The 26798-nt window shown below is 37.2% G+C and carries 18 protein-coding genes; 17 read left to right on the forward strand and 1 reads right to left on the reverse strand.

Annotated elements, in window-relative coordinates; translation table 11 throughout:
- The first annotated feature begins 136 nt into the window (after positions 1-136).
- The 17 genes from MWH25_RS06320 to MWH25_RS06400 all read left to right on the forward strand — a co-directional run bounded on the left by MWH25_RS06320 (position 137) and on the right by MWH25_RS06400 (position 25509).
- The gene (locus tag MWH25_RS06320; RefSeq protein ID WP_248626802.1) at positions 137-1189 is read left to right on the forward strand and encodes a M42 family metallopeptidase; all 1053 of its coding nucleotides are present in this window, start codon (positions 137-139) and stop codon (positions 1187-1189) included.
- Positions 1180-2217, forward strand: a complete 1038-nt coding sequence (locus MWH25_RS06325) for a M42 family metallopeptidase (RefSeq protein WP_248626803.1) — start codon at positions 1180-1182, stop codon at positions 2215-2217. The genes MWH25_RS06320 and MWH25_RS06325 overlap by 10 nt, the downstream gene beginning before the upstream one ends.
- A complete protein-coding gene (locus MWH25_RS06330; protein ID WP_248626804.1) occupies positions 2201-3208 on the forward strand; it encodes a M42 family metallopeptidase in 1008 nt (335 codons plus the stop codon). Before MWH25_RS06325 ends, MWH25_RS06330 begins: the two co-directional genes overlap by 17 nt.
- A 186-nt stretch (positions 3209-3394) precedes the next feature.
- Positions 3395-4123, forward strand: coding sequence for a DUF421 domain-containing protein (locus tag MWH25_RS06335; protein ID WP_248626805.1), 729 nt, complete (start codon positions 3395-3397; stop codon positions 4121-4123).
- 137 nt (positions 4124-4260) lie between these two features.
- Positions 4261-5226, forward strand: a complete 966-nt coding sequence (locus tag MWH25_RS06340; RefSeq protein WP_248626806.1) for an RDD family protein — start codon at positions 4261-4263, stop codon at positions 5224-5226.
- 167 nt (positions 5227-5393) lie between these two features.
- Entirely contained in the window at positions 5394-7406 is a 2013-nt protein-coding gene (locus MWH25_RS06345) for a UvrD-helicase domain-containing protein (RefSeq protein ID WP_248626807.1), read from the forward strand.
- Entirely contained in the window at positions 7399-9618 is a 2220-nt protein-coding gene (locus MWH25_RS06350) for an ATP-dependent helicase (protein ID WP_248626808.1), read from the forward strand. Before MWH25_RS06345 ends, MWH25_RS06350 begins: the two co-directional genes overlap by 8 nt.
- Positions 9605-10405, forward strand: coding sequence for a PD-(D/E)XK nuclease family protein (locus MWH25_RS06355; RefSeq protein WP_248626809.1), 801 nt, complete (start codon positions 9605-9607; stop codon positions 10403-10405). Before MWH25_RS06350 ends, MWH25_RS06355 begins: the two co-directional genes overlap by 14 nt.
- 28 nt (positions 10406-10433) lie before the next feature.
- Positions 10434-12737, forward strand: coding sequence for a single-stranded-DNA-specific exonuclease RecJ (gene recJ, locus MWH25_RS06360; RefSeq protein ID WP_248626810.1), 2304 nt, complete (start codon positions 10434-10436; stop codon positions 12735-12737).
- Between the two features lie 1271 nt (positions 12738-14008).
- Positions 14009-14785, forward strand: a complete 777-nt coding sequence (locus tag MWH25_RS06365; RefSeq protein WP_248626811.1) for an ATP-binding protein — start codon at positions 14009-14011, stop codon at positions 14783-14785.
- Between the two features lie 326 nt (positions 14786-15111).
- Positions 15112-17046, forward strand: a complete 1935-nt coding sequence (gene cooS / locus MWH25_RS06370) for an anaerobic carbon-monoxide dehydrogenase catalytic subunit (protein WP_248626812.1) — start codon at positions 15112-15114, stop codon at positions 17044-17046.
- Between the two features lie 144 nt (positions 17047-17190).
- Positions 17191-19323 carry an acetyl-CoA decarbonylase/synthase complex subunit alpha/beta gene (acsB, locus tag MWH25_RS06375; protein WP_248626813.1) on the forward strand — a complete coding sequence of 711 codons (2133 nt, stop codon included), beginning with the start codon at positions 17191-17193 and terminating at the stop codon, positions 19321-19323.
- Positions 19324-19578: 255 nt separating this feature from the next.
- A complete protein-coding gene (acsC, locus tag MWH25_RS06380) occupies positions 19579-20922 on the forward strand; it encodes an acetyl-CoA decarbonylase/synthase complex subunit gamma (protein WP_248626814.1) in 1344 nt (447 codons plus the stop codon).
- A 28-nt stretch (positions 20923-20950) separates the two neighbouring features.
- Positions 20951-22870, forward strand: coding sequence for an ASKHA domain-containing protein (locus MWH25_RS06385; RefSeq protein ID WP_248626815.1), 1920 nt, complete (start codon positions 20951-20953; stop codon positions 22868-22870).
- A 28-nt stretch (positions 22871-22898) separates the two neighbouring features.
- A complete protein-coding gene (locus tag MWH25_RS06390; protein ID WP_248626816.1) occupies positions 22899-23648 on the forward strand; it encodes an ATP-binding protein in 750 nt (249 codons plus the stop codon).
- Between the two features lie 45 nt (positions 23649-23693).
- Positions 23694-24662, forward strand: coding sequence for a CO dehydrogenase/acetyl-CoA synthase subunit delta (gene cdhD, locus MWH25_RS06395; RefSeq protein ID WP_248626817.1), 969 nt, complete (start codon positions 23694-23696; stop codon positions 24660-24662).
- 61 nt (positions 24663-24723) lie between these two features.
- Positions 24724-25509 carry a methyltetrahydrofolate cobalamin methyltransferase gene (locus MWH25_RS06400; protein WP_248626818.1) on the forward strand — a complete coding sequence of 262 codons (786 nt, stop codon included), beginning with the start codon at positions 24724-24726 and terminating at the stop codon, positions 25507-25509.
- Between the two features lie 363 nt (positions 25510-25872).
- On the opposite strand, the gene MWH25_RS06405 is transcribed toward MWH25_RS06400, so the two are convergent.
- The gene (locus MWH25_RS06405) at positions 25873-26712 is read right to left on the reverse strand and encodes a zinc metalloprotease HtpX (RefSeq protein ID WP_345947231.1); all 840 of its coding nucleotides are present in this window, start codon (positions 26710-26712) and stop codon (positions 25873-25875) included.
- Positions 26713-26798: the final 86 nt, after the last annotated feature.

Consider the following 26798-nt stretch of genomic DNA (forward strand, 5'->3'; position numbering starts at 1 on the left):
ATCTGTGTTAGTAAAAAATCTGACTTCAAAATCTATGCTAATGGGCTAAAGGTATTGATCTTAACAGGCACAGGCACAGGCACAGACTACTGACACTAAACAACATGTGTAAGTTGTTTCAAAGGGAGGTAGAGGAATGGAGACTAAAGAAGTATTACAAGATCTATCTGAAGCAACCGGTGTCTCAGGCTACGAAAAAGAGTTGGGCCAACAGGTAGCTCAGCTATTTGAATCTTATGTTGATCAGATTGAATTTGATAAATTAGGTAATCTGCTGGCTTATAAAGCAGGAGAGGGCCAACAGGAATACAAGGTGCTGTTAGCAGCTCATTTAGATGAGATAGGATTGATGGTTACTGAAGTTGAAGAAGGAGGTTTTTTACGTTTTACGACGGTTGGTGGGGTCGATCAAAGAACGTTAGTAGGCCAAGAGGTGACTGTTCATGGTCGAGAAGAGCTCCAAGGAATAATTGGAGCTAAACCACCTCATTTGCAAGATGAAGAGGAACAGAAAAAGTCTTTTGAGATAGAAAAGATGTATATTGATTTAGGTTTAACTGAAGCTGATGTTAAGGACAAGATTAGAGTCGGTGATATTATTTCGCTGCAACGGAATCTTTTAAGTTTAGAAAATGATCGAGTAGCAGGTAAGGCCTTGGATGATCGGGCAGGTGTCTTGCTTTTATTAGAGACAGTAAAAGAGTTAGATAAGATGACTCATCAAGTCGATCTTTATGCAGTGGCGACAGTCCAAGAAGAAGTAGGAGTCAGGGGAGCGACGACGAGTACCTATGGTGTTGTACCCGATATTGGGATTGCAGTTGATGTCTGTCATGGATTGATGCCTGGAGTTAATAAGGATGAAGCAGTTGAGTTGGGAGCAGGGCCAGCACTCAGTTTTGGCCCCCATATTCATCCCCAATTAGTCAAGAAGTTGAAGGAAGTAGCAGATGAAATAGAGCTTGATTATCAATTTGATGCTTCTCCATCACCACGAGGGACTGATGCTTATGCAATTCAAGTTACTCGAAGTGGGATTCCAACTGCTGTCTTATCTATTCCATTGCGGTATATGCATACTTCAGTAGAGACGATCAGCTTAAATGATATTAAGCGAGGAGCTAGATTGTTGGCCCAGTTGCTTAGAGAGCTAGAAGGAGAATTTGTGGAGGGATTAAGATGTTTTTAAAGCAGTTATCAGAGGCAGTTGGAGTTTCAGGGCGTGAAGCTGAAGTACGAGATTTAATTAGGGAAGAGATCAAGGATGATGTTGATCGGATTGAGACTGATGCTTTAGGGAACTTAATTGCCTTTAAAGAAGGTAAGCCAGAGCAACCAACGGTATTGTTAGCAGCTCATATGGATGAGATTGGGTTGATGATTACAGATATTACAGATGATGGTCTCTTAAAATTCAAGCCGATTGGTGGGATTGATAAAAGGATCTTAGTCTCGAAAGAGGTTGTTGTTGGCCCGGATCAGATTCCAGGGGTAATTGGAGCGAAAGCAATTCATTTACAAGAGTCTGATGAACGAAAGAAACCGCTTGATTATGGAGAGTTGTACATAGATATTGGAACTAAAGAAAAAGAGGAGTCTGAAAAGCTGGTTGAGTTAGGAATGATGGCTACTTTTGCTACAGAGTTTGAGCAATTGGGTACTGCTACGGTTAAAGGTAAGGCCTTTGATGATCGGGTTGGATGTGCAGCATTGATTGAACTCTTACAACAAGAGCACCAACTTTCCATTATAGCTGCTTTTACTGTTCAAGAGGAGATAGGTCTGCGGGGAGCAAGTGTAGTTGCTTATGATCTTGATCCGGATCTTGCCTTGGTAGTAGAGGGAACTTCAGCTTCTGATGTGCCTGATACTAAGGAAGCAGGTTATTCTACTCAATTAGGAGCTGGGCCAGCCCTGACAATTCAGGATAGTTCGTTGATTCCTAGTCAACCTGTAGTTAACAAACTGATTGAGGTAGCTGACCAGAATGATATTCCTTATCAATTTAGAAAGCTGACTAGAGCTGGAACTGATGCAGGTGCACTGCATTTAACTAAGGAAGGGATTCGGACAGCAGTTATTTCAATGCCCTGTCGTTATATTCACTCACCAGCTTCACTGCTCAATCTAAATGATTATCAAGCAACAGTTGAATTGCTGACTAAATTTTGTCAAGATATGGAAGAGGGAGGTCTGGCAGATGAAGGAGTTAATTAAGAGGTTAGTAGAGACTTTTGGCCCGTCAGGGGATGAGCTTGCAGTAAGAGAGTTAATTCGCGGGGAGATAGAAGATCAAGTAGATCAGATTGAGGTTGACACAATGGGTAATCTGATTGCTCTTAAAAAGGGACAAGATGATTCTAACAAGGTGATGTTAGCAGCTCATATGGATGAGATCGGATTGATTGCTACTCATATTGAGGAGGAGGGATTTATTCGTTTTTCTAATGTAGGAGGAGTCTCTCCGTATAATTTATTGGGAGAACGGGTACTGTTTAATGGAGAAACGATAGGCGTGATCGATAAAGAGGGTAAATTGGATGACATCAGTAAGTTAAAGCATGATAAGATGTATGTCGATATCGGAGCTACTACCCAGGAGGAAGCAGAAGAGAAGATCAAGATTGGTGATACTGCTACTTATTATCGCCAGCTCGATCTGGTAGGAAACAGACTTGTTGCTAAAGGATTGGATGATCGGGCAGGTTGTGCTGTCTTGATTGAGACGATCAAGCAATTAACAGAGCAGCCGACTTTTGATACTTACTTTGTCTTTACTGTCCAGGAAGAGGTCGGTACGCGAGGTGCCATCACTTCATCTTATGGAATCAATCCCGATGTAGGGATTGCAGTCGATCTGACCTTAACTGGTGATACTCCTGAAGCTAAGCGGATGGCAGTTTCATTGGGTGAAGGGCCAGCGATCAAGGTCAAGGATAGATCGGTGTTGGTCAATCCCCAACTGAAGAATTTAATGATTGATCTAGCTGAGGAGAATGAGATACCTTATCAGCTTGAGGTGTTAGATAGAGGTGGAACCGATACAGGTAGAATGCAGTTGTCTAGAGAAGGAGCAATTGCAGGAGCAATTTCAATACCTGGACGTTATGTCCATTCGCCATCGGAGATGATTGACTTAACAGATTTAGAAAATAGTATTAAGTTATTGAGTGAAATTTTACAATCTGATTATCAAGGATTATTCTAATTTGAGCTCAGGGCCAACGTTGGCCCTGGGTTTTTTGTATAATTAAGTTTAAGGTTAAGTCTCAGTTTAAGTAAGACCTACTTAAACTAAAATAAAGTTCTCAGCAAAGACTTTGTTTTACCGAGTATCAGATTACTCCTTAATGTAAATAATATTAAAAGCTTCTTTTAGAAAGGGGTTGTAGTTATGCCCATAATACTTAGAGCATTTCTTTTTTATATTGGTTCTGTATTAATACTTCGCTTATTAGGAAAAGGACTTATCTTTCAACAAAAGCCCTATGATTTGGTGGTAATGATGATTATGGGTTCTGCTTCAGGTGCATTGATAGTCAACCGTGAGGTTCCTATTTTGAATGGATTAATAGCTTTAGTAATCCTTGCCTTACTTCATACTTTAATCAGTGTCAGCACCTTGAGCAATTCTTTGAAGGGTATTGTGGGTGGACAGCCTGATCTATTGGTACGGAATGGTCGTATTGTTAAGGAGAACTTAATCAAAAATCAAGTTAATTTAAATCAATTACTGGCTGGATTGCGTAATCAAGGCTATCGACGGTTACATGATATTGAATTTGCAATCTTAGAACCAAATGGTCAATTATCTGTAATTCCTAAATCAAAAGCTCGACCTGTCACTCCGACTGATCTAGAGTTGAAGACTGATTATGAGGGAATTCCTGTACCACTGATTATTGATGGTGAAATTAATACAGGCAAGTTAGAAGCTGTAGGATTAGATATGGAGTGGTTGGAAACTGAAATTTCAAAAAGGGAGTTAGAGATAGGTGAGGTCTTATTAGCTTTACTCGATACCGACGGAAGCCTTTATATCTCTGAACAGCCACCAATTGATTACCTTAAAGCATTTTTCTTAGGTGAAGGAAGGGATCAAGCACAGGGTAAAAATGACTAAAGTTATTTAAGTTAAGGCTATCTAAAAGGGTGGTTTCAGTATAATTACTTACTATTAGATTTATAATTGACATTTCACGGGGCAAGCTTTTGTAGTTTTACGTATGAATTCTATAATTAAACTCCAGGAGGGGAAAAATGTTAATAGAAGAAGATAACCAAGAACTAGCAACTATAGGTCAAGAGGATATCAATTTTTTTTGGAAGCGAATTCTGGCTATAATAATTGATATTTTTATCTTAGGGTTAACTGGTTCAATAGTAGGTCAATTTTTTATAGAGCAATTTGTAAAATTAGGTTCTTGGGCACAAGGAATTGGATTTATGATGTCGTTGTTATACTTCGGAATTTTAAATAGTTATTTAGGTGGAGGGCAAACACTAGGTAAGAGATTGACTAAGATTAAAGTTGTTAATCACCAAGGAGAATACCTTACAGTTAACAAGTCTTGTTTGCGTTTTTCAATCTTTGGTTTAGCTTTTTTAGTTAATATTTTGCCAGAAATTAATTTTTTCTGGATAACTTTTAATTTGATCTTGTTTGGGATAGCAGGTGGAATAGTTTATTTTTATCTTTTTAATACTGATACACGACAGGCTTTACATGACATTATCTGTAATAGTTATGTAGTTCAATCTCAAGCAGTAGGAAAAGTTAGATTACCTAGGATTGCTAAGAGGCATTTTGTGATCTTTAGTGTGATATTTTTTGCAACACTTATTCTGGGAGGAAGTATCTTTCAGTTATTTAGTTCAGGTGTTATTCCTTCTGAATTAAAAGAAGTAAGAGAAGAGTTATATCAAGTAGATAATTATCTTACTGTTCAATTAAATATAGATAATAATTATCAAGAAGAATTAGATGAAATGATAAGAACAATTCAGGTCTTAGTCAATGTTAAAGAGCAAGTTAGAGATGAAGCTGCAGCAAAAGAGATAAAAGAAGATGTTATTGAAAAGATTATTAATGAGTATCATGAAGCTTCAGAGATGGATTATATCGAAGTAACAGTGGCAAGAGGATATGATCTCGGTATTTTTTCCGATTGGGAGAGATATAATCAAAAATTATCAACTCAAGAATGGTTGGTTCGTTTAGAGTGAGATTGATTCCATTAACTAATCTTAAAGATAGCTTTGTTCTGTGGTGTGATTATAGTAAAAAATAAATATAGTAAAAGAGATAGGAGTTCCGATTTGAATCTAGAATTAAATTAAAGTCGGATGATAGTGACAGTGATTAGAATAGAGGTAGAAATGGAGGCTTTGTAATGGAGAAGAAGATTTATGTTGGCCCGGGTGGAACGGGCAAGACTACTAAATTATTTGAGAAATACTGTGAACTGGGGCAGGAAGATAAGACGAGCAACTGCTTGGTGTTGCTTAAAAATGGTAGCAGTGTAACAGAGTGGCGTTCAGAAATTGAAGTTGATTATATCGATTCTTTAGAGATATTTACATACTTCGGATTTGTCAATCGGGAGGTTAGAGTCTATTGGGATTTGATTCAGCAGAAGTTAACTGGAAAAAAGAAAGTCATTGAACCAACCTTTATGACTATCGAACCTGCTCAATATATAATGGGCCAATTTGTAAATAAATTTCGTGAAAGAGGTTTTTTTGCTGCAGTCAATGCTACAGCTCAACAGATTGCTATTCAGCTACTTGATAACTTAAATCAAGCAGCTTTAAATAATCTTTCTTTAGCAGAGTTGCAGGATAGATTGAGTAGCTCCGCAGCTGGAGATGAAGATAAGGTTATTTCATATACAGAAAGTATTGAAGTAATTAAAGAGTTTAGGAAGCTTTGTTTACAACAGCGTTGTTTTGATTATTCCTTAGTGGTAGACTTATATAATGAATATCTACTACAGGATGAGAATTATCGGCAGCGATTGAGTGCAGAATATGATTACCTAATTGTAGATAACTTAGAGTTAATGGCGCCGGTAGGGCAAGATCTGATTTTAAAGTTGTTCGATCAGCTTACAGGATCATATCTGGCATTTGATCCCGAAGGAAGCTTTGGGAGCTTCTTTGGAGCTGCTCCTGGGTTGGTTATGGAAAAGCTCTTTCCTGAGTGTGAATTAGTCCAATTGGAGCAATCATATACATCAACGCCAGAGGCTCGTCAATTAGCTGAAGATATTTCAGAAAGGATTATCTCAGGTAAGCCTTTTGCTGAGCATGACTTCATCAGTGATCAGATTATCAAAGAGGACTTTCGAGGGACTATGTTGACTAAATTAACCCAGCAAGTGGAGCAATTAATTAGGGAGGGGGTCAATCCTGAAGAGATTGCCTTAATCTCACCTCAAATTGATGAGGTCTTAGAATTCACTTTGGATAGATACTTTGCTGAACAGGATTATGCTGTAGTTAATTTGACTCAGAATAAGAGATTGATTGATAATCGATTTGCTCAAGCCTTGCTGGTCTTAGCATTATTAGTCAATCCAACTTTAGGTGTCGAATTGAAGTTTTCTGCTTTGGTACAGACATTAGGGCTGTTGTTAGATTTTGATCCAGTAAGGAGCTCTTTTTTAGCAGAACAGATCATTGCTGATGATGAGCTTAAGCTGCCTGACTTAGAGGAGGAAGGCTTAATAGCTAAGATAGGCTTTAATAATTCAGAAAAGTATACTCTCTTACGGGAATGGATAGAAGAGAAACGAAGTATAATGGAAGAAAGAGAGCTTGAGTTGGATTATCTCTTTCAAACCGCTTTTGGAGAGTTATTATCTCCTCTATCATTGACCGAGGAAGATATCTTTGCTTGTCGGCAGATGATTGAATCGATCGTTAAATTTAGAAAGGTAATCAATAGTTTACAGGGTTTAGATCAAAAGAGTTTAGCTTATCATTTTATAAATATGGTCAATCGGGGTACTCTGGCTGCAGAAGTCTTATTTAAACCAGATGATTTTAGTGAGCAAGTAATCTTAGCGACCCCTTATACTTTTTTGACTGTTCCCCAAGTAAAGAAGGTCAAATATCTCTTCTTACTTGATATATCTAATGATTTCTGGTTGCAAAGTGGGAGTAAGGAGTTGAGTAATCCCCATATTTCATCCAAAGATCGTAACCAAGTCGAATGGAATGACAAAGCAGAAGAAGCGATTAAGAAAGAACAATTGACTGATTATCTAAAAAGCTTACTGAGTAAGGTTACCGATGGAGTCTTTTTAGCAGATAGTTATTTAAGTAGTAGAGGGTGGGAGCAGAGTGGTAGATTGGCTGAATGGTTAGAAGAGGATTATGCAGGGGTGATAAGTAATGATTAATTTAGCAGATGTTGATTTACGGGAGGGCCAAGATCGGGTAGCAGAATATGAAGAAGGACTGTTAGCGGTACCTGCCATTCCAGGTGCAGGTAAGACCTTTACTCTTGCCTATTTGACAGCTGAGTTGATCGCTAGGGATGATCTTGTGCTTCCAGGGAAGGTATTGATTGTCACCTATATGAACTCTGCTGTTTCAAACTTTAGATCTAGAATTGGAAGTTTTTTAAAACAGAAAGGCTTGCCCCAAAACAAAGGATATGAAGTCAAAACCCTTCATTCTTTAGCGATGAATATCTTAAAGGAAAGACCTGATCAATTATTGATTAATCAGGAATTTCAAGTACTTGATCAACGAAAAAAAGGAGAGCTGATTGAAGATTTAACCAATCAGTGGCTAGATAATAATAAGTCCCAACTAAGAAATTTGATCGAAATCAATCAACAACGAGGGCTTGATCATAATATAAGAGCTAATTTTTGTGGGTTTGTAAACCGAATGATTGCTCATCTGAAGATGAAGCGTGTTAGTACAGCTCAGATTTCTTCTTTAAAAGAAGAGTTAGATCATAACTCATATCTCAATCTAGCTTGTGATGTATTTATTGAATACTCTATGAGGTTACATGACAATGCCTGGCTTGACTTTAATGATTTAATTGTTAATGCTTTGACCTTATTAGAAGAAGATCAAGAACTTTTGGCTAGATTACGGAAGAAATGGACATATATCTTTGAAGATGAAGCTCAGGATTCAAATCCGATTCAAGAAGAGATTTTGACCTTGCTGACTGGAGATGGGGGTAATTTAATTAGGGTTGGTGATTCTAATCAAGCGATTATGGGTACCTTCACCTCAGCAGATCCCGATAACTTTAGAAGTTTTTGTCGGCGTCTGAAAGAGAGTGATTCCCAAAATGCTAGGAAGATAGATATTTTATCTGCCAGTAGAAGTACGGAGCAGATTATAGACTTAGCCAATAAATTGGTTGAATGGAGTTGTAAAGAGCATCCTCAAGTAGAATGTAAAACCGCTTTGGAAAGGCAGTTGATCAAGCCGGTTGCAGGAGAAAACCCTGAAACTGACCGTTATACGATAGCATCTCATGTTTTTAAAAGTTTTGAGGATGAAGCAAGAAGGATAGCAAAATTTGCTACGGAGCATGCTGACCAGAATCCGGACAATACAATTGCAATTATTGCCCCTACCAATAAGATCAAATCTAGCTTTGCTCAAGAGCTTGAAAAGTTAGGAGCAGCTTATGAAGAGGTAGGGCATATAAGTAATAGCCATAAGAATACTATCTCTGTATTGCAGAAAGTAGTCCGTTATTTAGTCAAACCTCATAAGTTAGAGCGATTGCAAAGATTAATGGAAGATGTTTTTTTGGTTGACTTTACTGCTTCAGAATTACAGGTGATCAAGCAGGTGTTTCAGGAAAAGTCTATAGGAGAATTAATCTATCCGCTGGGTGAAGAGTTATCAGTAATAGATTTTCCTGACGAGTTAATCGGTAATCCTAAGCTCTATACTGCTTTTACTCAAGCATTAGACCAGATTAAATTGTGGTTGGATGCTAGCTTAGAGTTTCCGCCTGATAAGTTGGTCTTATTTTTAGCAGAGCAGCTAGAGTTAGCAGAGGATAATCTGGCGTTGGCCCAAGGGATTGCTCTGATTATCAGGGAGCAGTTAACAGAAAATCCAGAGTGGAAGTTATCTGATGTTGCTGAGCAGATCTATAGTTTAGAGTCTTCTTTTGAAAATGTTGCTAGTAAATTAAGACAAGTTAATGGGTTTGAACCTAAGCCAGGAGTGATTACAGTCTTGACTGCCCATAAGTCTAAAGGGTTGGAGTGGGATACTGTTTATTTGACCTATCTTACCTCATCAAAGTTTCCAGCTACAGTAAATGATTGGTTCAGAAGTGATATGAATAAGCATTTACCGAAGGATAAACGTAATCTAGTAGCTGTTGGTAAGGCTGAATTAGAAATGTTAATCTCTTCAGAAAAAGAAGATGATATCTCTCCTTTGGAACAGGCTAGGATTGATTTAATCAGTGAGCGATTGCGATTATTATATGTAGCTATTACAAGGGCCAAGCAGAATTTATTCTTGAGTTGTAGTCAGAAAGGATACTTAAAACCGAGCAACTACTTTGAGATGTTGGCCCAATTTATTATAGAGGAGCGAAAGAATTATGAACAGAGCTAAGTTAAAGGAGTTATATTTCAGTAAATCAGCATTAGCTACCTATGAACAATGCCCGTTGAGGTTTAGACGTCGTTATCTTGATGGGCTCTATTGGGGTAGGGATTGGGGCATGGAGCAAGAAGAGAGGACAGTTATTGAACAAGGAATCTTATTCCATGACTTAGCTAATAGGTATTATCGGCAGGGCAAGATGCTTGTTGATAAAGAGTTGCTGACAGATCAAATGGTAGAGTGGTTAGAAAGTTTGATTAATTACAGACCTTATTTGGAGGGGGGAACTTTTCTACCTGAGCAAGAATTTAGAATTAATCAAGCAGGTTTAAGGATCCTGGCAAAATTTGATCTATTATATATTACTCCGGAAGGGAAAGCAATCATTTATGAATGGAAGACTTCGCCCAAGCCCACTAAGCAGCTCTATAGGCGAAAGGCAATCCAGACTAAAGTCTATCGGTATGTATTATGTAAAGCAGGTGGTAGTTATTCTCCAACAGGTTGTTGGAAGCCAGAGGATATTCAGATGATTTATTGGAACCCTCGCTTTAAAAAGGAGCAAGTGATCTCTTATACTGAGGAGCAGTTTAAGGATGATCAAGAGCTTTTAATTAGCAAGATCAAACAGATAGAAGAGACTAAAGAATTTATTGCGACCAGCGATCAAGAGATCTGTGCTCGTTGTGAATATTCCCCAGTCTGTCATGGAGAACCAGCAATTGAATTAGAGGTTGAAGAAGAGGATTTAGATCTTGATTTTGATTGGGAGAGTATTGATCAGTTTCAATTTTAGATAATAAGTTGGATGGTGGTGGAATCGAATGAAGATTACAGTTGATTATAAATCTGAACAGAATATTGAAGTACCTCAATTTTTAGTGGATAGGTTTAATGGTGATCAATTATTGGCTAGAATCTTTTATAATCGAGGATTGACTACACCCCAGAAATCAAAGGAGTTTTTGGATCCTCAATTTTATACGCCGACAGAGCCTGAGCAGTTTCCTAAGATTGAACAAGCTGTAACTATGATTTTAGAGGCTGTTGAAACTGGGCAAAAGATCTCTGTCTATGGTGATTATGATGTTGATGGAGTAACAGCTACTACTATCTTAGTCAGTATGTTGACTGAATTAGAGGCACAGGTTAGCTATCATATTCCTGATCGCTTTACGGAAGGGTATGGGATCAATCAAAGTGTAATCAAAGATTTGGCTGATCGAGGTATTGATCTAATCATTACCTGTGACTGTGGAATTTCTAATCAGCAAGAGATAGCGTTAGCAAAGCAATTGGGGATGCAGGTGATTGTAACTGATCATCATCAATTGCCAGAAGAGTTACCAGCTGCTGATCTGATCTTATCTCCTAAGTTATTACCAGCAGATCATCAAGCGTATTATCTGCCTGGGGCAGGGATGGCTTATTTTTTAGCCTGGGCCGTCTTTGCTGAAGTAGGGCAAGAGGATCAAGCAGAAAGGTTGCTTGATTTAGCTGCCTTGGCTATAGTAGCAGATGTAGTTCCCTTACAGGATGAAAATCGTTACTTGTTACAACAGGGACTTAATTCAGTGGCTACTACTGACTGGGTAGGGATAGAAGAGCTGTGTCAGTTATGTAATTTAGAGCCTTTTAATTTATCGGCAGAGGATATTGGATTTCAAATTGCTCCTAGAATCAATGCTACTGGTAGGATTCGGAATGCTAGAGAGGCAGTTGAGTTATTTTTGAGCTCTGAACCTGAAAGGGCCAAGCAACTGGCTGCTAAGTTGGATCAAATTAATGAGCAACGCAAAGAGATAAGTGCTGAGATGGAAGAGGAAGCCTTAAGTCTATTACCAGCAGAAGAAGCTTTAGAACCGATCATTTTATATCAAGAGGATTGGCATCAGGGAATATTAGGGATAGTAGCAGGTAGATTATCTGAAAAGTTTGGGGTTCCTGCTTTATTAATGACCCTTAAAGAAGGGCAGGAGATAATCACTGGCTCGGCTCGTTCGATTCCCGGGCTTCATATCTATCACGCCTTACAAGAATGTGCTCATCTGTTAGAAGGTTTTGGAGGGCATGCAGGAGCGGCAGGTTTTTCCTTAACTAAGGATAAATTAGCTGATTTTAAGAAAGAATTGAGAGCAGTATTGAAGAAAAAAATAGCTACTGTAGGAGAGGTCAGAAAGATAGAGGTTGATGGTCAGTTATCATTTGATAGGATAGATTTAGATTTTTATAAGCAGTTACAGGAGTTGGCCCCTTTTGGAGAGCAGAATCCTAAGCCCCTTTTTTATAGTTCACAAGTTGAAGTTGTTTCAGCTAGACCATTTACAAGTGGGAGCAAGCATTTAAACTTATTATTGGATGATAGGACTGAGCGTATTTCAGCTGTTTGGTGGCGAGCTGATGAAGAGCTGTTAGGGGATAAAATAAATCTAGTCTATTCCTTGGATTTAGATACCTGGCGTGGAAGACGGGAGGTTCAATTGGTAATTAAGGAGGTTGTGGGTCAGCAAGGAGAGTTGAATCGAGAAGAGAAGAGGATCGATTATCAGATTAAAGATTATCGCAACCATCCTGACCTTAAACAGCATGCTGTAAAGTTCAATGATCCAATTTATTATTATGAAGGATTAGAAGATTTAAATCTTACTAAATTAATTAATCGCTATCAAACTGGAGAAGCAAGTACTTTAGTCTTACTTTCTTGTCCGCCTGAACTCAATATTTTAGAGGAGTTAATTATTAAATTTAAGCCCCAACAATTAATTCTGGGTTATTCTAACTCAGAATTAAGAACAGGGAAAGAGTTTTTGAATCTGCTCAGCAAATTGATAAAGTATATAATTGAAGAGAAATCAGGTAGGACTTCTATCTTTGAGCTAGCTGCTTTAACTAGCGAACGGGAAAGAACCGTGTTTTTGGCTCTAAAGCAGTTGAGGAATTTAGGTTATATAGATTTTGAGTTGATCAATCCTAATAATATTTTGTTGAAGTATGCTGTTAAGGAGCAAAAGTTAGCTAAAGATAAGAAGAATGAAGCAAGATTAAAGGAGCTATTAAAAGAGACTAGGGCTTTTAAAAGGTATCTATTAGAGAAGGATGTGGAGCAATTGTATCAGTTGTTGAATTGATTAAGTGTCTGTGTCTGTAGATATAGTCTCTATGGTTTTCACGGAGAGTCTTGGTTTGTAAGACTCGTAGGATCCGTGTCAGTGAAAGTATTAAAAGTATGGAGTTTTTTATGTGAAAGAGAAACTTAATTACAATATAGCTATATAATAATCTATTCAGTCATCGATTAGCTTGTGTTTAGAGATAACTAATTTGATAGAAAATAATTTTTATCTAAATATCTTCAAATATCTAAGATAATGTGATATACTAATTGTAGTACAAGGTTAGAAAATAGTAATGTCAACTCATCCCTTCGTGTAAACCACAGTGGGTTTGACCCCTTGTAGTGAAACATTGACAGGCTTTGCCTGTCAATTAACGCACAAGTGAATATTTGGGGTTACACTAACTAGTCCTTTAGTGTGTAAAATATTCAAGGTAAAGGATTAATCTATTCTTGAACCTATTTAGGCTAGGGATAATGGTGCTGTGGACTCACCATTGCGAATAAGGTCTGCCTGTTTTCAGGTGCAAATACTTAATTGACACACTTCGCATAAACTCACCTAGTAGCATACCCATTTCGGAGTATGTGAAGTAGTGAGAAGCTCCATCTAAATTTTTAATTTAAGTGGAGAGGTTCACTTAGCTGATTATTTTTTTAAAAAATTTATATATTTTTTGAAGGTATTATCAGAACTTTATCTAATAACGTATATGGGACAAGAATTATTTGAGTGGATTATAGATTTTGGACGTAGAAACTGATGGGCTTGCCCCCAGGATGTAAGTGCTGTTTTAAAAATAATTCGACATTATTATCAAAACATGATATACTAAAAACAGTTAAGGTAAATCTTTTTACACACACGCAAAGTCTGACGTGATAAATCCACCAATTACTAGTTTGTGTTTAGAGATAATTAATTTGCTGCAAAAAGAAAAAAGAATAAGAAGTTCATAAATTATGTTATATAGAGTTGCACTTGCTAAAAAATATGATTTAATTATCAATTATTGCTTACTAAGTTGTAATTTATTGCAGGGAGGATTTCTTCCGTATATTGTGAAAATAATTACTAAGAAATTTATAATAATTCAAGGGAAGTATTATTTTTAGTAGACATCTAAATTTATCATATTTTAAAATTTATATATTTTTTTGAAGGTATTACCATGATTTTATCTAATAACGTATATGAGGTAAGAATTATTTGAGTGGATTATAAAAAAAAAATTTAGTTATATTTGGATTTGTTTTATATTGAAAGAGGGGGGGGCAAAGTAGATGAAAATAGCTATTTCAGGAAAAGGTGGAGTAGGAAAAACAACAATTACAGCAACTCTAAGTAAGATGTTCTCTCAAAATGATTATCATATTTTTGCTGTAGATGCTGATCCAGATGCTAACTTAGCTACTACTTTAGGAATTCCAGAAGAAGAAGTAGAGAAATTAAAACCACTAGCGGAGTTAGAAGAGGTGATTGAAGAGAAGAATGCTGGTGGAGGTGCTTTTATTAGTTTAACCCCTGATGTTGATGATATATTAGATGATTATGCATATAATTTAAATAACATTAAATTTTTGAGGATGGGTGAGATTAAACAAGGTGGTGCCGGTTGTTACTGTAAGGAAAATTCATTTTTGCGTTCTATAGTTGAATCATTATTAACTAATAAAGAAGAAGTTGTAATTTTGGATATGGGAGCAGGTATTGAGCATTTAAGTAGAGGAACAGCTCAAGCTGTTGACCTGTTAATAATTGTGATTGAGGGCAGTCAGGTCAGTATTGAGACTGCTCAAACCGTCAAGAAGATGGCAGTTGAGTTAGGAATTCCTGCGGTTAAGATTATAGCTAATAAAGTTTTTGGTCAAGAAGCTGAAGAGTTAATTAGAGATAATTTTTCTGCTGAGGAGCTCTTGGGTTTTATTCCTTTTAGTCAAGATGTAGTTGCTTCTGCGATGACAAAAGGAGATAGTGAAAAGTTATATCAGGCTTTAAAGCCTGATATGGAAACTATCTATAAGAATCTTGGATATTCTCAACTAAAAGAAAATATTTAGTCGTAGGATGCTTTGCAACTATTAATGGGTCTATTGTACACCAATCTTTTGAAGGGGGGTGGCAGATAAATAGAAGTAGCTAGTTCAGTTATCTTCTAGAAATAATGTAAAAGTAAGATTTTCATTCTTCTAAGACATTTCACAAATTAAATGGTGAGGTTGAAAAGAAGAGTTTTGAGGATAGGATTATTGATCCAACGAGTGAAGAGATACTGTAAGTAGCAGATAAATAGAGAGAGCTAGTCAGTTATCTTCTAGAAATAATGTAAAAGTAAGATTTTCATTCTTCTAAGACATTTCACAAATTAAATGAGGGGGTTGAAAAGATGAGTTTTGAGGATAGAGTTATTGATCCAGCAAGTGAAGAGATGCTGCAAATAGCAGAAGAAAAGGGGCATGAAAGTTGTTTTTCTCGCTATGAAGATATGACACCACAATGTGGTTTTGGTGCTGCTGGAGTCTGTTGTACTATATGTTTACAAGGTCCTTGTCGAGTTAATCCATCTGACAATGGAAAAGGTAATCAAGAAGCAATCTGTGGAGCTAGGGATTATACAATAGTAGCACGTAATTTAGTGCGAACAATTGCTGGTGGTGCCGCTAATCACTCAGGTCACGCGCGACATGTTGCAGAGGTATTAAGAGAGGTGGCTTCAGGTAAGGCAGAGGATTATGAAATTAAAGATGAAGCCAAGTTAAAGAATATGGCTACTGCACTCGGAATAGAGATTGAAGGAAGAGAGACTAATGAGATAGTTAAAGAGGTAGCTGAGGAAGCAATTAGTAACTTTATCGGTTATCATGGAGAAGAAGTTAGCTGGCTAAAGACAGCGATACCTGAAAGCCGTTACAATCTTTTAAATGACTGTGATGTTATTCCACAAGGTATTAATGATGTTATCGCTGATTCAATGCATAGAACTGCTATGGGAGTAGATAGTGATCCATTAAATTTAATCTTTGGTGGTTTGGAAACAGCATTGAGTGACTTTACAGGTTGTGCAATGGGAACTGATTTATCAGATATCTTATTTGGTACTCCAGAGTTGGTCGAATCTGAAGCTAATCTAGGTGTACTCGAGGAAGATGCAGTCAACCTAGTAGTGCATGGTCACGATCCATTATTAAGTGAAAAGGTAGTAGAAGCAGCTAAACGTTTAGAAGATGAAGCTAAAGCTGCTGGAGCTGAGAAAGGAATCAAGATTTCAGGAATCTGTTGTACTGGAAATGAGCTTTTAATGAGACAAGGTGTTTCGTTAGCAGCTAACTATACTAGTCAGGAGTTAGCAATTATGACCGGTGCTGTAGATGCTATGGTAGTTGATGTTCAGTGTCTAATGCCTTCTTTACAAGAGATATCAAGATGTTATCATACTGAAATCATTACAACTATGGAGATATCTAAAATTACAGGAGCTAAGCATATTCAATTTAATGATGCAACTGCCGGTGCTGATGCAGATACCATTGTTAAAACAGCAATTGAAGCTTTCAAGAAGAGGAATGCAGAGGTTAATATTCCAGACTATAAAAGTAAGCTAATGGCTGGATTTAGTGTGGAGCAAATTGTAGCAGTTTTAGAGAAGGTTAATGCTGATGACCCATTAAGTGTAGTTACGGATGCTTTAGCAAGTGGAGATATTAGAGGAATTGCTTTATTTGCTGGTTGTAATAATGTAAAGACTAAACAAGATCAAAACCATCTTAAAATAGCTAAAGAGTTAGTTAAGAATGATGTATTATGTGTAGCCACTGGTTGTGCAGCTAACTCTCTTGGTAAGCATGGGCTTATGATTCCAGAAGCTGTAGAAGAATATGCAGGAGAAGGGCTTAAGAAGTTTATTGGTCAACTTAGTGATGCTGCAGGAGTAGAGTTACCATTAGTATGGCATATGGGTTCTTGTGTTGATAACTCTAGAGCAGTTAAGTTGGCAACAGCATTAGCTGATTATACAGGTTTGGATCTTGGTGAATTACCGGTAGTTGCTACTGCACCAGAGGCAATGCATGAAAAGGCTGTATCAATCGGTTCATGGGCAGTGACATTAGGATTACCGACTCACGTAGGAGTAGTACCTCCAGTAACTGGTAGTACTTTGGTAACGGATGTAGCTACCAATATAGCAGAGGATGTATTTGGAGGTCATTTTATAGTCGAAACAGATCCAGAAGCTGCTGCTGAAAAATTAATAGATAAGATTGATCAAAGAAACTGGATGTTAGAGATGAAAGCTAAGGCGAAAGAAAAAGTAGAAGGTTAAATTAGATAAAATAAAACAAGAAAAGAATGATTTATCATTGAGGGTATAGGTAACTAAGGTGTGTTGATTAATTAAATGTAAGGTTATATAATTACGAATACGAAATTTACGAGATTATTAAGGTTAAGATAAGGAGGGTTAAAAATGACAATAAAGTTATGTAAAGCAGCTATTGAAGGAGCGATGGTTGCTACTAGTTTTGCAGAGACTAGACTTAATAAGGTTCTTATAGAATGTGGACCAGATACAGAAGTAGCATACCCTGATACAGGCTATGAGTTACCTCTAATTTCAGGATTAGAAGGTACGAAGGTAGAGAAAGCAGGAGATTTAACTAGAATTTTAAATAAATTCAAGAGTAACTTAACCCATGAGTATGATTTTGAAAATGCTAAGAAGGCTGGAGAATTAACAGCAATTGCAGCAGAAATAATTGAGGCATTAAAATATATAGGTGATGAGGACCCTTATGAGGATGAAATTTACACTGGATTTATAGAAGATGGTGTTTTAAGGGAATTAGGAGTATCACTAGTAGATGGAACAATTCCTGGTATTGCTTTAATTATTGGTAAGGGAAGAAGCAGTAAAGAAGTAGCAGATATGGTTACTGATTTACAAGGAAAAGGTATTTTGACTATGTTGTGTGATGAAGTAATAGAACAATTAATAGAAGAGGATGTAAAAGTAGGATTGGATTATTTAACAGTTCCGTTAGGTCACTTTACCCAGGTAATTCATATTGTGAATTTTGCAGTAAGAGCAGCATTGGCTTTTGGAGGCGAAGAACGAGGAGATTATGAAAAAATCTTGAGTTATATTCGAGAAAAGATTAATGCATTTGTAATTGCTCTAGGAGAGCCAGATGAAGTTAGAGTTTCTGCTCATTTAGCGGCAAATCATTTAGGTTTACCAGTAATTACAGATTATGAAGGCATTGAAGAAGAGATAGATGAATGGTATATAGTAGAACAAGATTATGAAGAAATGATACAGTTAGGATTAGAACTAAAAGGTATTCATATTGAGATTGTAGATATTCCTGTACCGATTACTGTAGGTGCTGCCTTTGAGGGTGAACAGATCAGAAGAGATGATATGTATGTTGAATTTGGTGGTCAGAGAACCCCAGCTTTTGAGCTAGTGAAGACGGTAGATAAAGATGAGGTAGAAGATGGAAAAGTAGAATTGATTGGTCCTGATTTAGATGAAGTAGAGCCTGGGGGACAATTACCACTAGGTATTATGGTAGATGTTTATGGTCGAGATATGCAGGAAGACTTTGAGGGAGTAATTGAGAGAAGAGTTCACTACTTCTGTAACTATGGTGAAGGATTATGGCATATGGGCCAACGAGATATAAACTGGGTGAGAATTAGTAAAGAAGCTCAGGAAAAAGGATTTACCATTAAGGGTATAGGTGAAATTTTATATGCTAAGTTTAAATCAGAGTATCCATCAATTATAGATAGAATGCAGGTAACATTAATTACTGAAGAAGGCGAAGTCTATGATGAGTCTTATCAAGAGGCTAAGGATCGCTATAAGAAGCGTGATGATAGAATGAAAGAGTTGAGTGATGAGTCTGTTGATGAGTTCTATGATTGTCTATTATGTCAATCATTTGCTCCTGACCATGTCTGTATTATAACTCCAGATCGAGTTGGGCTTTGTGGAGCTATTAGTTGGTTAGATGCTAAAGCAGCTTATGAGATTGATCCAACAGGGGCCAACCAGCCAATTGAATTGGATGGAGTAATAGATGAGCATAAAGGTCAATGGGAAGCAGTAAATGAAAGACAGGGTAAAGAATCAGGTGGAAAGATAGAAGAAGTAAATATTTATTCACTGATGGAAGCACCAATGACTTCTTGTGGTTGTTTTGAGGCAATTATGGCGATGGTACCTGAAGCCAATGGGATTATGATTGTTAACAGAGAACATGGTGGTGAAACACCTGTTGGAATGACCTTCTCTACTTTAGCTGGTACAGTAGGGGGAGGTAACCAAACTCCAGGATTTATGGGAATTGGTAAGACTTATATTGGTAGTGATAAATTCATTAGAGCTGATGGTGGATTAGGTAGAGTAATCTGGATGCCTAAAGAGCTTAAAGAAGAGTTAGAAGATGACATAAAGAAACGAGCTGAAGAATTAGGTTTAGATAACTTCTATGACAAGATTGCTGATGAGACAGTAGGAACTGATTCTGAAGAGATTCTGACCTTCTTACAAGAAAAAGGTCATCCAGCATTAGAGATGGATCCATTATTATAAAGTGACCTGATGGTTAAACTCAAAAAGGTCTAATTAATTATAAAATTACAAAAGACGTACCATATATAGTAGGTAATCACTCTAAATTATACTGTATATAGTATAGAGAAATATTTTGATGTTTTTTATGGTTGAATCACTTGATAATTTAGTTTACAATAGAAGGCTGGTTGTAAATTGTTTTATAATCGGCCTTCATTCCTAATCTTTATTAATAAAGATTAGTAATACATTAACGAAAGGGGATTTTAAAAGATGGGATTAACAGGATTAGAGATTTATAAGAAGTTGCCTCAAACAAACTGTGGAGAGTGTGGGTCTCCTACGTGTTTAGCATTTGCGATGCAGCTGGCTGAAGGGAAAGCTGAATTAAGTGAATGTCCAGATGTATCTGATGAGGCTAAAGCTGCATTAGATGCTGCATCTAAGCCTCCAATTGCTACTGTGACTGTTGGTGCAGGAAATTATGAGCGAGAAATTGGTGGAGAAACAGAGTTATTTAGACACGATAAGACATTTTTTAATGAAACAGGAGTTGCAGTTGCAGTTAGCGATGAAGAGGATGTAGCAGCTAAAGTAGAGCAGATCAATGCTTTAAGTTTTGAGAGAGTAGGTCAAGATATAGAAGTTGACATGATTGCTGTTACAAATGATTCTGGAGATGCGGATACTTTTGTTGAAGCTGTTCAAACAGTAGCAGATAATAGTGAGCGAAGCCTAATTTTGGTTACTGAGGATTCAGCTACAATGGAAGCCGCTTTAGATATAGTAGCTGATCAGAATCCATTGCTTTATGCAGCGACTGCAGATAATTATGAAGCAATGACGGAGCTAGCTAAAGATAATGAATGTCCATTAGCAGTTAAGGGTGAAGACTTAGATAGTTTAGCAGAATTGACCAAGAAGGTTGATTATGAAGACTTAGTAATTGATAGTGGAGCTCGTGGAACATCTGAAGTGTTAAGAGATCAGACGGTGATTAGAAGATTATGTATTAAGAAGAAGTTTAGACCTGTAGGTTTTCCAACAATTACGTTCACGACTAAAGAAGATCCTCAAGAAGAGGTTATGCAGGCAAGCACTTATATAACTAAATATGCTGGAATTGTAGTTTTAAGTAATACAGTAGAGTTAGCCGAAATGTTATCATTATTAACAGTAAGACAGAATATTTATACAGATCCAAGAGTACCGGTTACTGTTGAACCAAATAAAGTCTATGAAGTGGGAGAGCCTGATGAGAATTCTCCAATCTTTATTACGACTAACTTCTCATTAAGTTACTACAGTGTAGAAGGTGATGTATCAGCAAGTAAGGAACCTGCTTATATTATCCCAATTGATACAGATGGAACTTCTGTCTTGACAGCTTGGGCAGCCGATAAGTTTGGTGGAGCTAAGATCGGTGAGATCTTAACTGAAGAGATGGATATTGAGGATATGGTTGATCATAGAAAATTAATTATTTCAGGTTATGTGGCAGTAATCAGTGGTAAGTTAGAAGAGGCTTCTGGTTGGGACGTTATTGTAGGACCACGTGAATCTTCTGGAATTCCAAACTTTATTTCTAATCGTTGGGAAAGCGAGTTGAATGAATAACTGATCTAGTTTTGGAAGGGGGAAATGTATGCCATTAGTTAAATTTGTACCTGATCAAAGAGAAATAGAAGTAGATTTAGGAGCTAATCTGTTAGAAGTAGCAGTAGAGGCTGGAATTGATTTGAAAGCAGTCTGTGGTGGCAGTGGAAGCTGTGGTAAATGCCAGCTGGTTATTAAAGAAGGAGAAGCTGAAATACTTGATCAGGGGAACCTTTCCCCTGACAAATTAGAACGGGGTTATGTATTGGCTTGTAAGGCAGAGGTAAAAGATGATTTAATAGTTGAGATCCCACCAGAATCACGGTTGAGCAAGCATCAGGTTTTTATAGAAGAAGAGGTTGAAGAAAGGGAAGATGTATTAACAGAAGAGGAGTTAACAGCTGCTCAAGAATTGACCCTTAACCCTATTTATAGAAAGGTAGAGGTAGAACTAAGTCAACCTTCGTTAACAGATAATGTTAGTGATCTAGAAAGATTAGAGACTGAACTTAATCGTGAGCAAGAGCTTTCATCATTACAAGCTTCATTACCTGCATTAAAGGATTTGGCTGTCCATTTGCGAGAAAATGACTGGAAGACTCAAGTTTCATTAGCAAAAGTGGGTGATCATTATGAAATTGCTGAGTTGAAGTCATTAGATGACCAAAAGGTTGATTATGGATTGGCAGTAGATATCGGAACGACTACTGTAGTAGTGGAATTGGTAGATTTAGCAACTGGTAAGGTTATTGCTCGAGAAGGTAGCTATAATAAGCAGGCCAACTATGGTGATGATGTAATCAGTAGGATTAATTTTGCTAAAGAGAATGAAGGTGGCTTAGCAAAGCTTAATCAAGCTGTAATTGGTACTATGAATTCCTTAATTGATGAGATTGTTAGTCAACAAGGAATAGAGCAGGGTCAGATCAAGACAGCAGTTTTAGCTGGAAATACGACTATGATCCATCTGTTGTTAGAGATAGATCCGAATAATATTCGATTAGAGCCTTATATTCCAACTGTCAGCTTCGTTCCACCATTAAGGGCTAAAGAGTTAAACCTTAAGATTAAAGAGGATGGTTTAATTCATTGCTTGCCTGGAGTAAGCAGTTTTGTTGGTGGAGATATAAGCTCAGGAACTTTAGCTGCCGAGATTGCTGAGCAAGATGAGATAACACTCTTTATTGATATTGGTACTAATGGTGAATTAGTATTAGGGAATAAAGAATGGTTAATGACTTGTTCCTGTTCAGCTGGTCCAGCTTTTGAGGGTGGAGGAATTACCTATGGAATGAGAGCAATGTCAGGAGCAATTGAGATGTTTGACATAGATCCAAAGACCTATGAGGTCAAATATAGTACAATTGGTGATGTTCCACCAATCGGTATCTGTGGATCAGGTCTGATTAACTTACTAGCCTTATTAAAAGATCTAGGAATCATCGGTCGCTCTGGAAAGTTCGATGAAGAACTGGAGCATGAGAGGCTAAGAGATGGAGAGTATGATAAGGAATTCGTCCTAGTCTGGGCCAATGAAGCAGGAATAGAAGAGGATATAGTGATTTCAGAAAATGATATCAAAAATTTACTCAGATCTAAAGGAGCAGTTTATGCTGGGATTAGAATGATGTTAAATAGTATGGCTTTAACTGAGGAATTTATAGACCAGGTATTAATTGCCGGAGGTTTTGGTAATTATATCAAACTTGATGATGCTTTGAAGATAGGTCTATTACCTGACTTGCCATTAGATAGATTTAAGTTTATAGGAAATACATCATTAAAGGGAGCAAGGATGAGTCTTTTATCAGAAGATAAGTTTGAAGAACTACAGGAGATTGCTAGGAAGATGACTTATCTTGAATTGAGTGCTGAAAATTATAGCCAAGATTTCATGGATGAGTTTGTATCAGCTCAATTTATTCCTCATACTGATTTGAGTCTCTTTCCTTCAGTAACAGGAGAATAAGTTAAATATAAAAGAGGAGTTGACAGATATGAATTTAGCAGTAGCAGGAAAAGGTGGAACAGGTAAAACAACATTTTCTTCTCTTTTAATTAGAACATTGATTAAAAATGAAGAAACGCCAATTTTAGCAGTTGATGCTGATGCTAATGCAAACTTAGATGAAGCTTTGGGGCTGGATGTACGTACTACCATAACAGAGCTGCTAAGAGAGTTTAAGGAAATGAAGGGTAGACCACCTGCTGGAATGGATAAGTTAAGTTATATTGAGTATAGGCTTAATGCTTCATTGGTTGAAGATGATGATGTAGATTTATTAGTGATGGGTGGGCCAACTGGACCTGGTTGCTATTGCTATCCTAATGATTTATTGAAGAAGTTTATTGAGAAGTTGAATGCTAATTATCCTTATTTTGTAATGGATAATGAAGCAGGTTTGGAGCATTTGAGTAGAAGGACTACTCAAGATATAGATGTTTTATTTGTGGTCAGTGATGCTAGTGCACGTAGTATTCGTTCTGCAGGTAGAGTTAAGAAGATAGTAAATGAACTAGAATTAGATGTAGAGCAAATATATTTAGTAGTTAATAGAGTAAAAGAGGGAACTATTGAAATATTACAAGAGGAGATAGATAAGACAGGTTTAGAGTTGATCGGAACTTTACCTGATGATTCACAAGTGATGGAATATGATTTACATGGGAAGTCACTGGTTGATTTGCCAGACGATGCTTTGGTGGTTCAAGCAGTGGAAGAGATTGTTGAAAAGACTGTCTTATAAAGATGAGATGTATCTGTGATAAAATTATAGAAAGGGGAGAATAAAATGGCAGTAGAAATGCTTAAAGAAAAATGGAAGGGTCAAGTAACAGAGGTTGTTATTGGAGCTACAGAGGAAGATGGAGGTACTCGTACTTCTACAGTGACTGTAGGAGGGGAAGCTGCTTTACCTTTCTTGGATTTTGAGGGGGAGATTCCTAACAAACCAGTAGTAGCTTATGAGGTGTTTGATGAAGAGCCAGAAGGATGGGCTGAGCCATTGGTAGAAGCATGGGAAGATGTTTATTCTGACCCAGTTGCTTGGGCTAAGAAGTGTGAAGATGAAGGAGCAGAGTTAATTGCTTTAAGATTAGTAAGTGCTGATCCTGCTGGGCAAGATCGTTCTCCAGAAGAAGTTGCTCAGACTGTTAAAGATGTTTTAGAAGCAGTAGGAGTACCTTTGATGGTGCTTGGCTGTGAAGATGCAGAAAAGGATAATGAAGTATTAAAAGCAGTAGCTGAGGTAGCAGAAGGTGAAAATCTCTTAATTGGTGTTGCTGAAGAAGATAATTATAAAACGATTGCTGGGGCGTGTATGATTCATAATCATACTCTAATTGCTCAGTCACCAGTAGATATGAATATTGCTAAGCAGTTGAATATCTTATTGACTGATTTAGGAGTTAAAGAGGATAGGATAGTTATTGACCCGTTATTGAGTAGTTTAGGGTATGGGTTAGAGTATTCTTATTCTGTAATGGAAAGAATTAGATTGAGTGCTCTAAGAGGTGATAAGATGTTATCAATGCCGATGATTGCTTTTGCTGGAAAAGAAGCTTGGAGAGTAAAAGAGCCTAATACTTCTGTTGAAGAGAACCCACAGTGGGGAGAACAAGAAAATAGAGGTGTGATGTGGGAAACTTTTACTGCAAGTACAGTATTACAATCTGGTGCTAATATTTTAGTGATGCGTCATCCACAAGCTGCTAAAAATGTACAAAGTTTAAGTGATGATTTAATGGCAGATAACTCATAGAGTTATCTGGAAGTGAAGTTTTATTAATTAAGTACTTTTTATAAAATGAGGAGGTAAAAAAATGATTATTATTGGTGAAAGAATTAATGGAATGTTTAATGATATTGGTGAGGCAATTAAGAATCAAGATCCTACAGCAATTCAAGAGTGGGCTGTAAAACAATTAGAAGCTGGTGCTAATTACTTAGATGCTAACGTTGGTCCAGCAGTTGAAGATTCACCAGAGGTTATGAAGTGGTTAGTAGAAGTTATTCAAGATGAAGTAGATGCTCCGGTTTGTATAGATACAACAAATGTTGATGCTATGGAAGCAGCATTAGAAGTACACAAAGGAACAGCAATGATTAACTCTGTTACAGCTGAACCTTCTAAGTTAGAAGCTATCTTACCATTAGTTAAAGAGTATGAGGCGGAAGTAATCGGTTTGGCTATGGATAAGACAGGGGTGCCTAAAGATTCAGCTACTAGAACAGCTAAAGCAATGGAAATTGTAGCTAATGTTGATGCTCACGGTATTCCAATGGAAGACTTATATGTTGATCCATTGATTTTACCGGTTAATGTAGCTCAAGATCACGCTCCAGAAGTATTGGAGACTATTAAACAGGTTAAGTTATTAGCAGATCCTGCTCCTAAGACTGTTTTAGGATTAAGTAATGTTTCTCAGAACTGTACTAATATGGGACTAATTAATAGAACCTTTTTAGTAATGGCTATGGCAGCTGGATTGGATGCAGCTATCATGGAAGCTAATGATCAAGAAATGTTAGATTCAATAGCTACTGCAGAGATTATTCTTAACAATGATATATATTGTGATTCTTTCTTGAAGCAATTTAGAAAGTAATTGAAATTAATTCAAGAGAAGAAAGTTCAGGATGTTTAATGTAAGTATGAATTTTATTACTGAAGTTAATCAAGAAAACCTCGCCTTAATTTGGGCGGGGTTTTTTGTTTATGTGGCACTTTTGTGCCACATAGCTATCAGCTAAACCATTAAGAAAATAAAAATTATTTTGTAGTGTAGACCTATGTGGATATGGTCTTTATGGTTTTCACGGAGAGTTTTGGTTTTTAGATTTGTAGGGTGCCCTTTATGGGTACCCTACAAATCAAGGGCAATCACAAGGATTGCCCTTACAAAAGCCTTAACTTCAGTCTTAAACTTAGACTTATACTTAACATATAGTTGCCGTCAGGCAACTATATTCTACCTCATAGTTCTTAACTTTTGAATTCTTTCTTCTGTCGGTGGATGGCTGCTAAATAACTTGCTTATTCCCCCTCGACCAGAGAAAGGATTTAAGATGAACATATGAGATGTGGCTTGATTGACCTTCATTTGTCTGCCGTGGACATGACGTTGCATCTTCTGTAAAGCATTAGCTAGACCATCAGGTTTACCTGCTATCCGTGCTCCTTCTTGATCTGCTAAATATTCTCGTGAACGGGAGATAGCCATTCTAATGATGATTCCTGCCAAGGGGGCCAAAATCATAGCTGCAATCTGTAAGAGAGCACCTCCATTCTTACTATTACGGCGGCGTCCGCCAAAGATCATGCGATACCTTCCCATCCGGGCTAAGAATGCTAAGGCCCCAGCCATTACTGCAGCGATGGTACTGATTAAGGTATCACGATTCTTGATATGGGCCAACTCATGGGCAATTACGCCTTCTAATTCATCTCTATCCAATAGATTGACAATTCCTCTAGTTACTGCTACCACGCCATGTGTTGGATTCCGTCCTGTAGCGAAAGCATTGGGTTGACTAGACGGAGTGATATAGACTCTAGGCATTGGGATTCGAGCCTTATTGCTCAGCCGTCGTACCATATCATGGATCTCTGGTGCTTCTTGTTCACTCAAAGGTTTGGCCTTGGTCATCTTGATAGCAATCTTGTCGCTATGCCAATAACTTAAGACATTGATTCCTAGTGCAAAGATAAAGGCCATGATCATTCCATCTTCTCCGGCGATAGCTCCCCCGAGAAAGATAAATAAGATAAATAATGTAAACATCAGCATAAAGGTCTTCATTTTATGCATAAATTAGTACCTGGTTATAAAAAACTGTTCAAAACTATATAAAATTAATTATAACCAGGTTTCACCTCCCTACCTTTTATTTTTTA

Origin of the sequence: Natroniella acetigena, from assembly GCF_023227745.1 — a bacterium.
GTDB classification, from domain to species: Bacteria; Bacillota; Halanaerobiia; order Halobacteroidales; family Halobacteroidaceae; genus Natroniella; species Natroniella acetigena.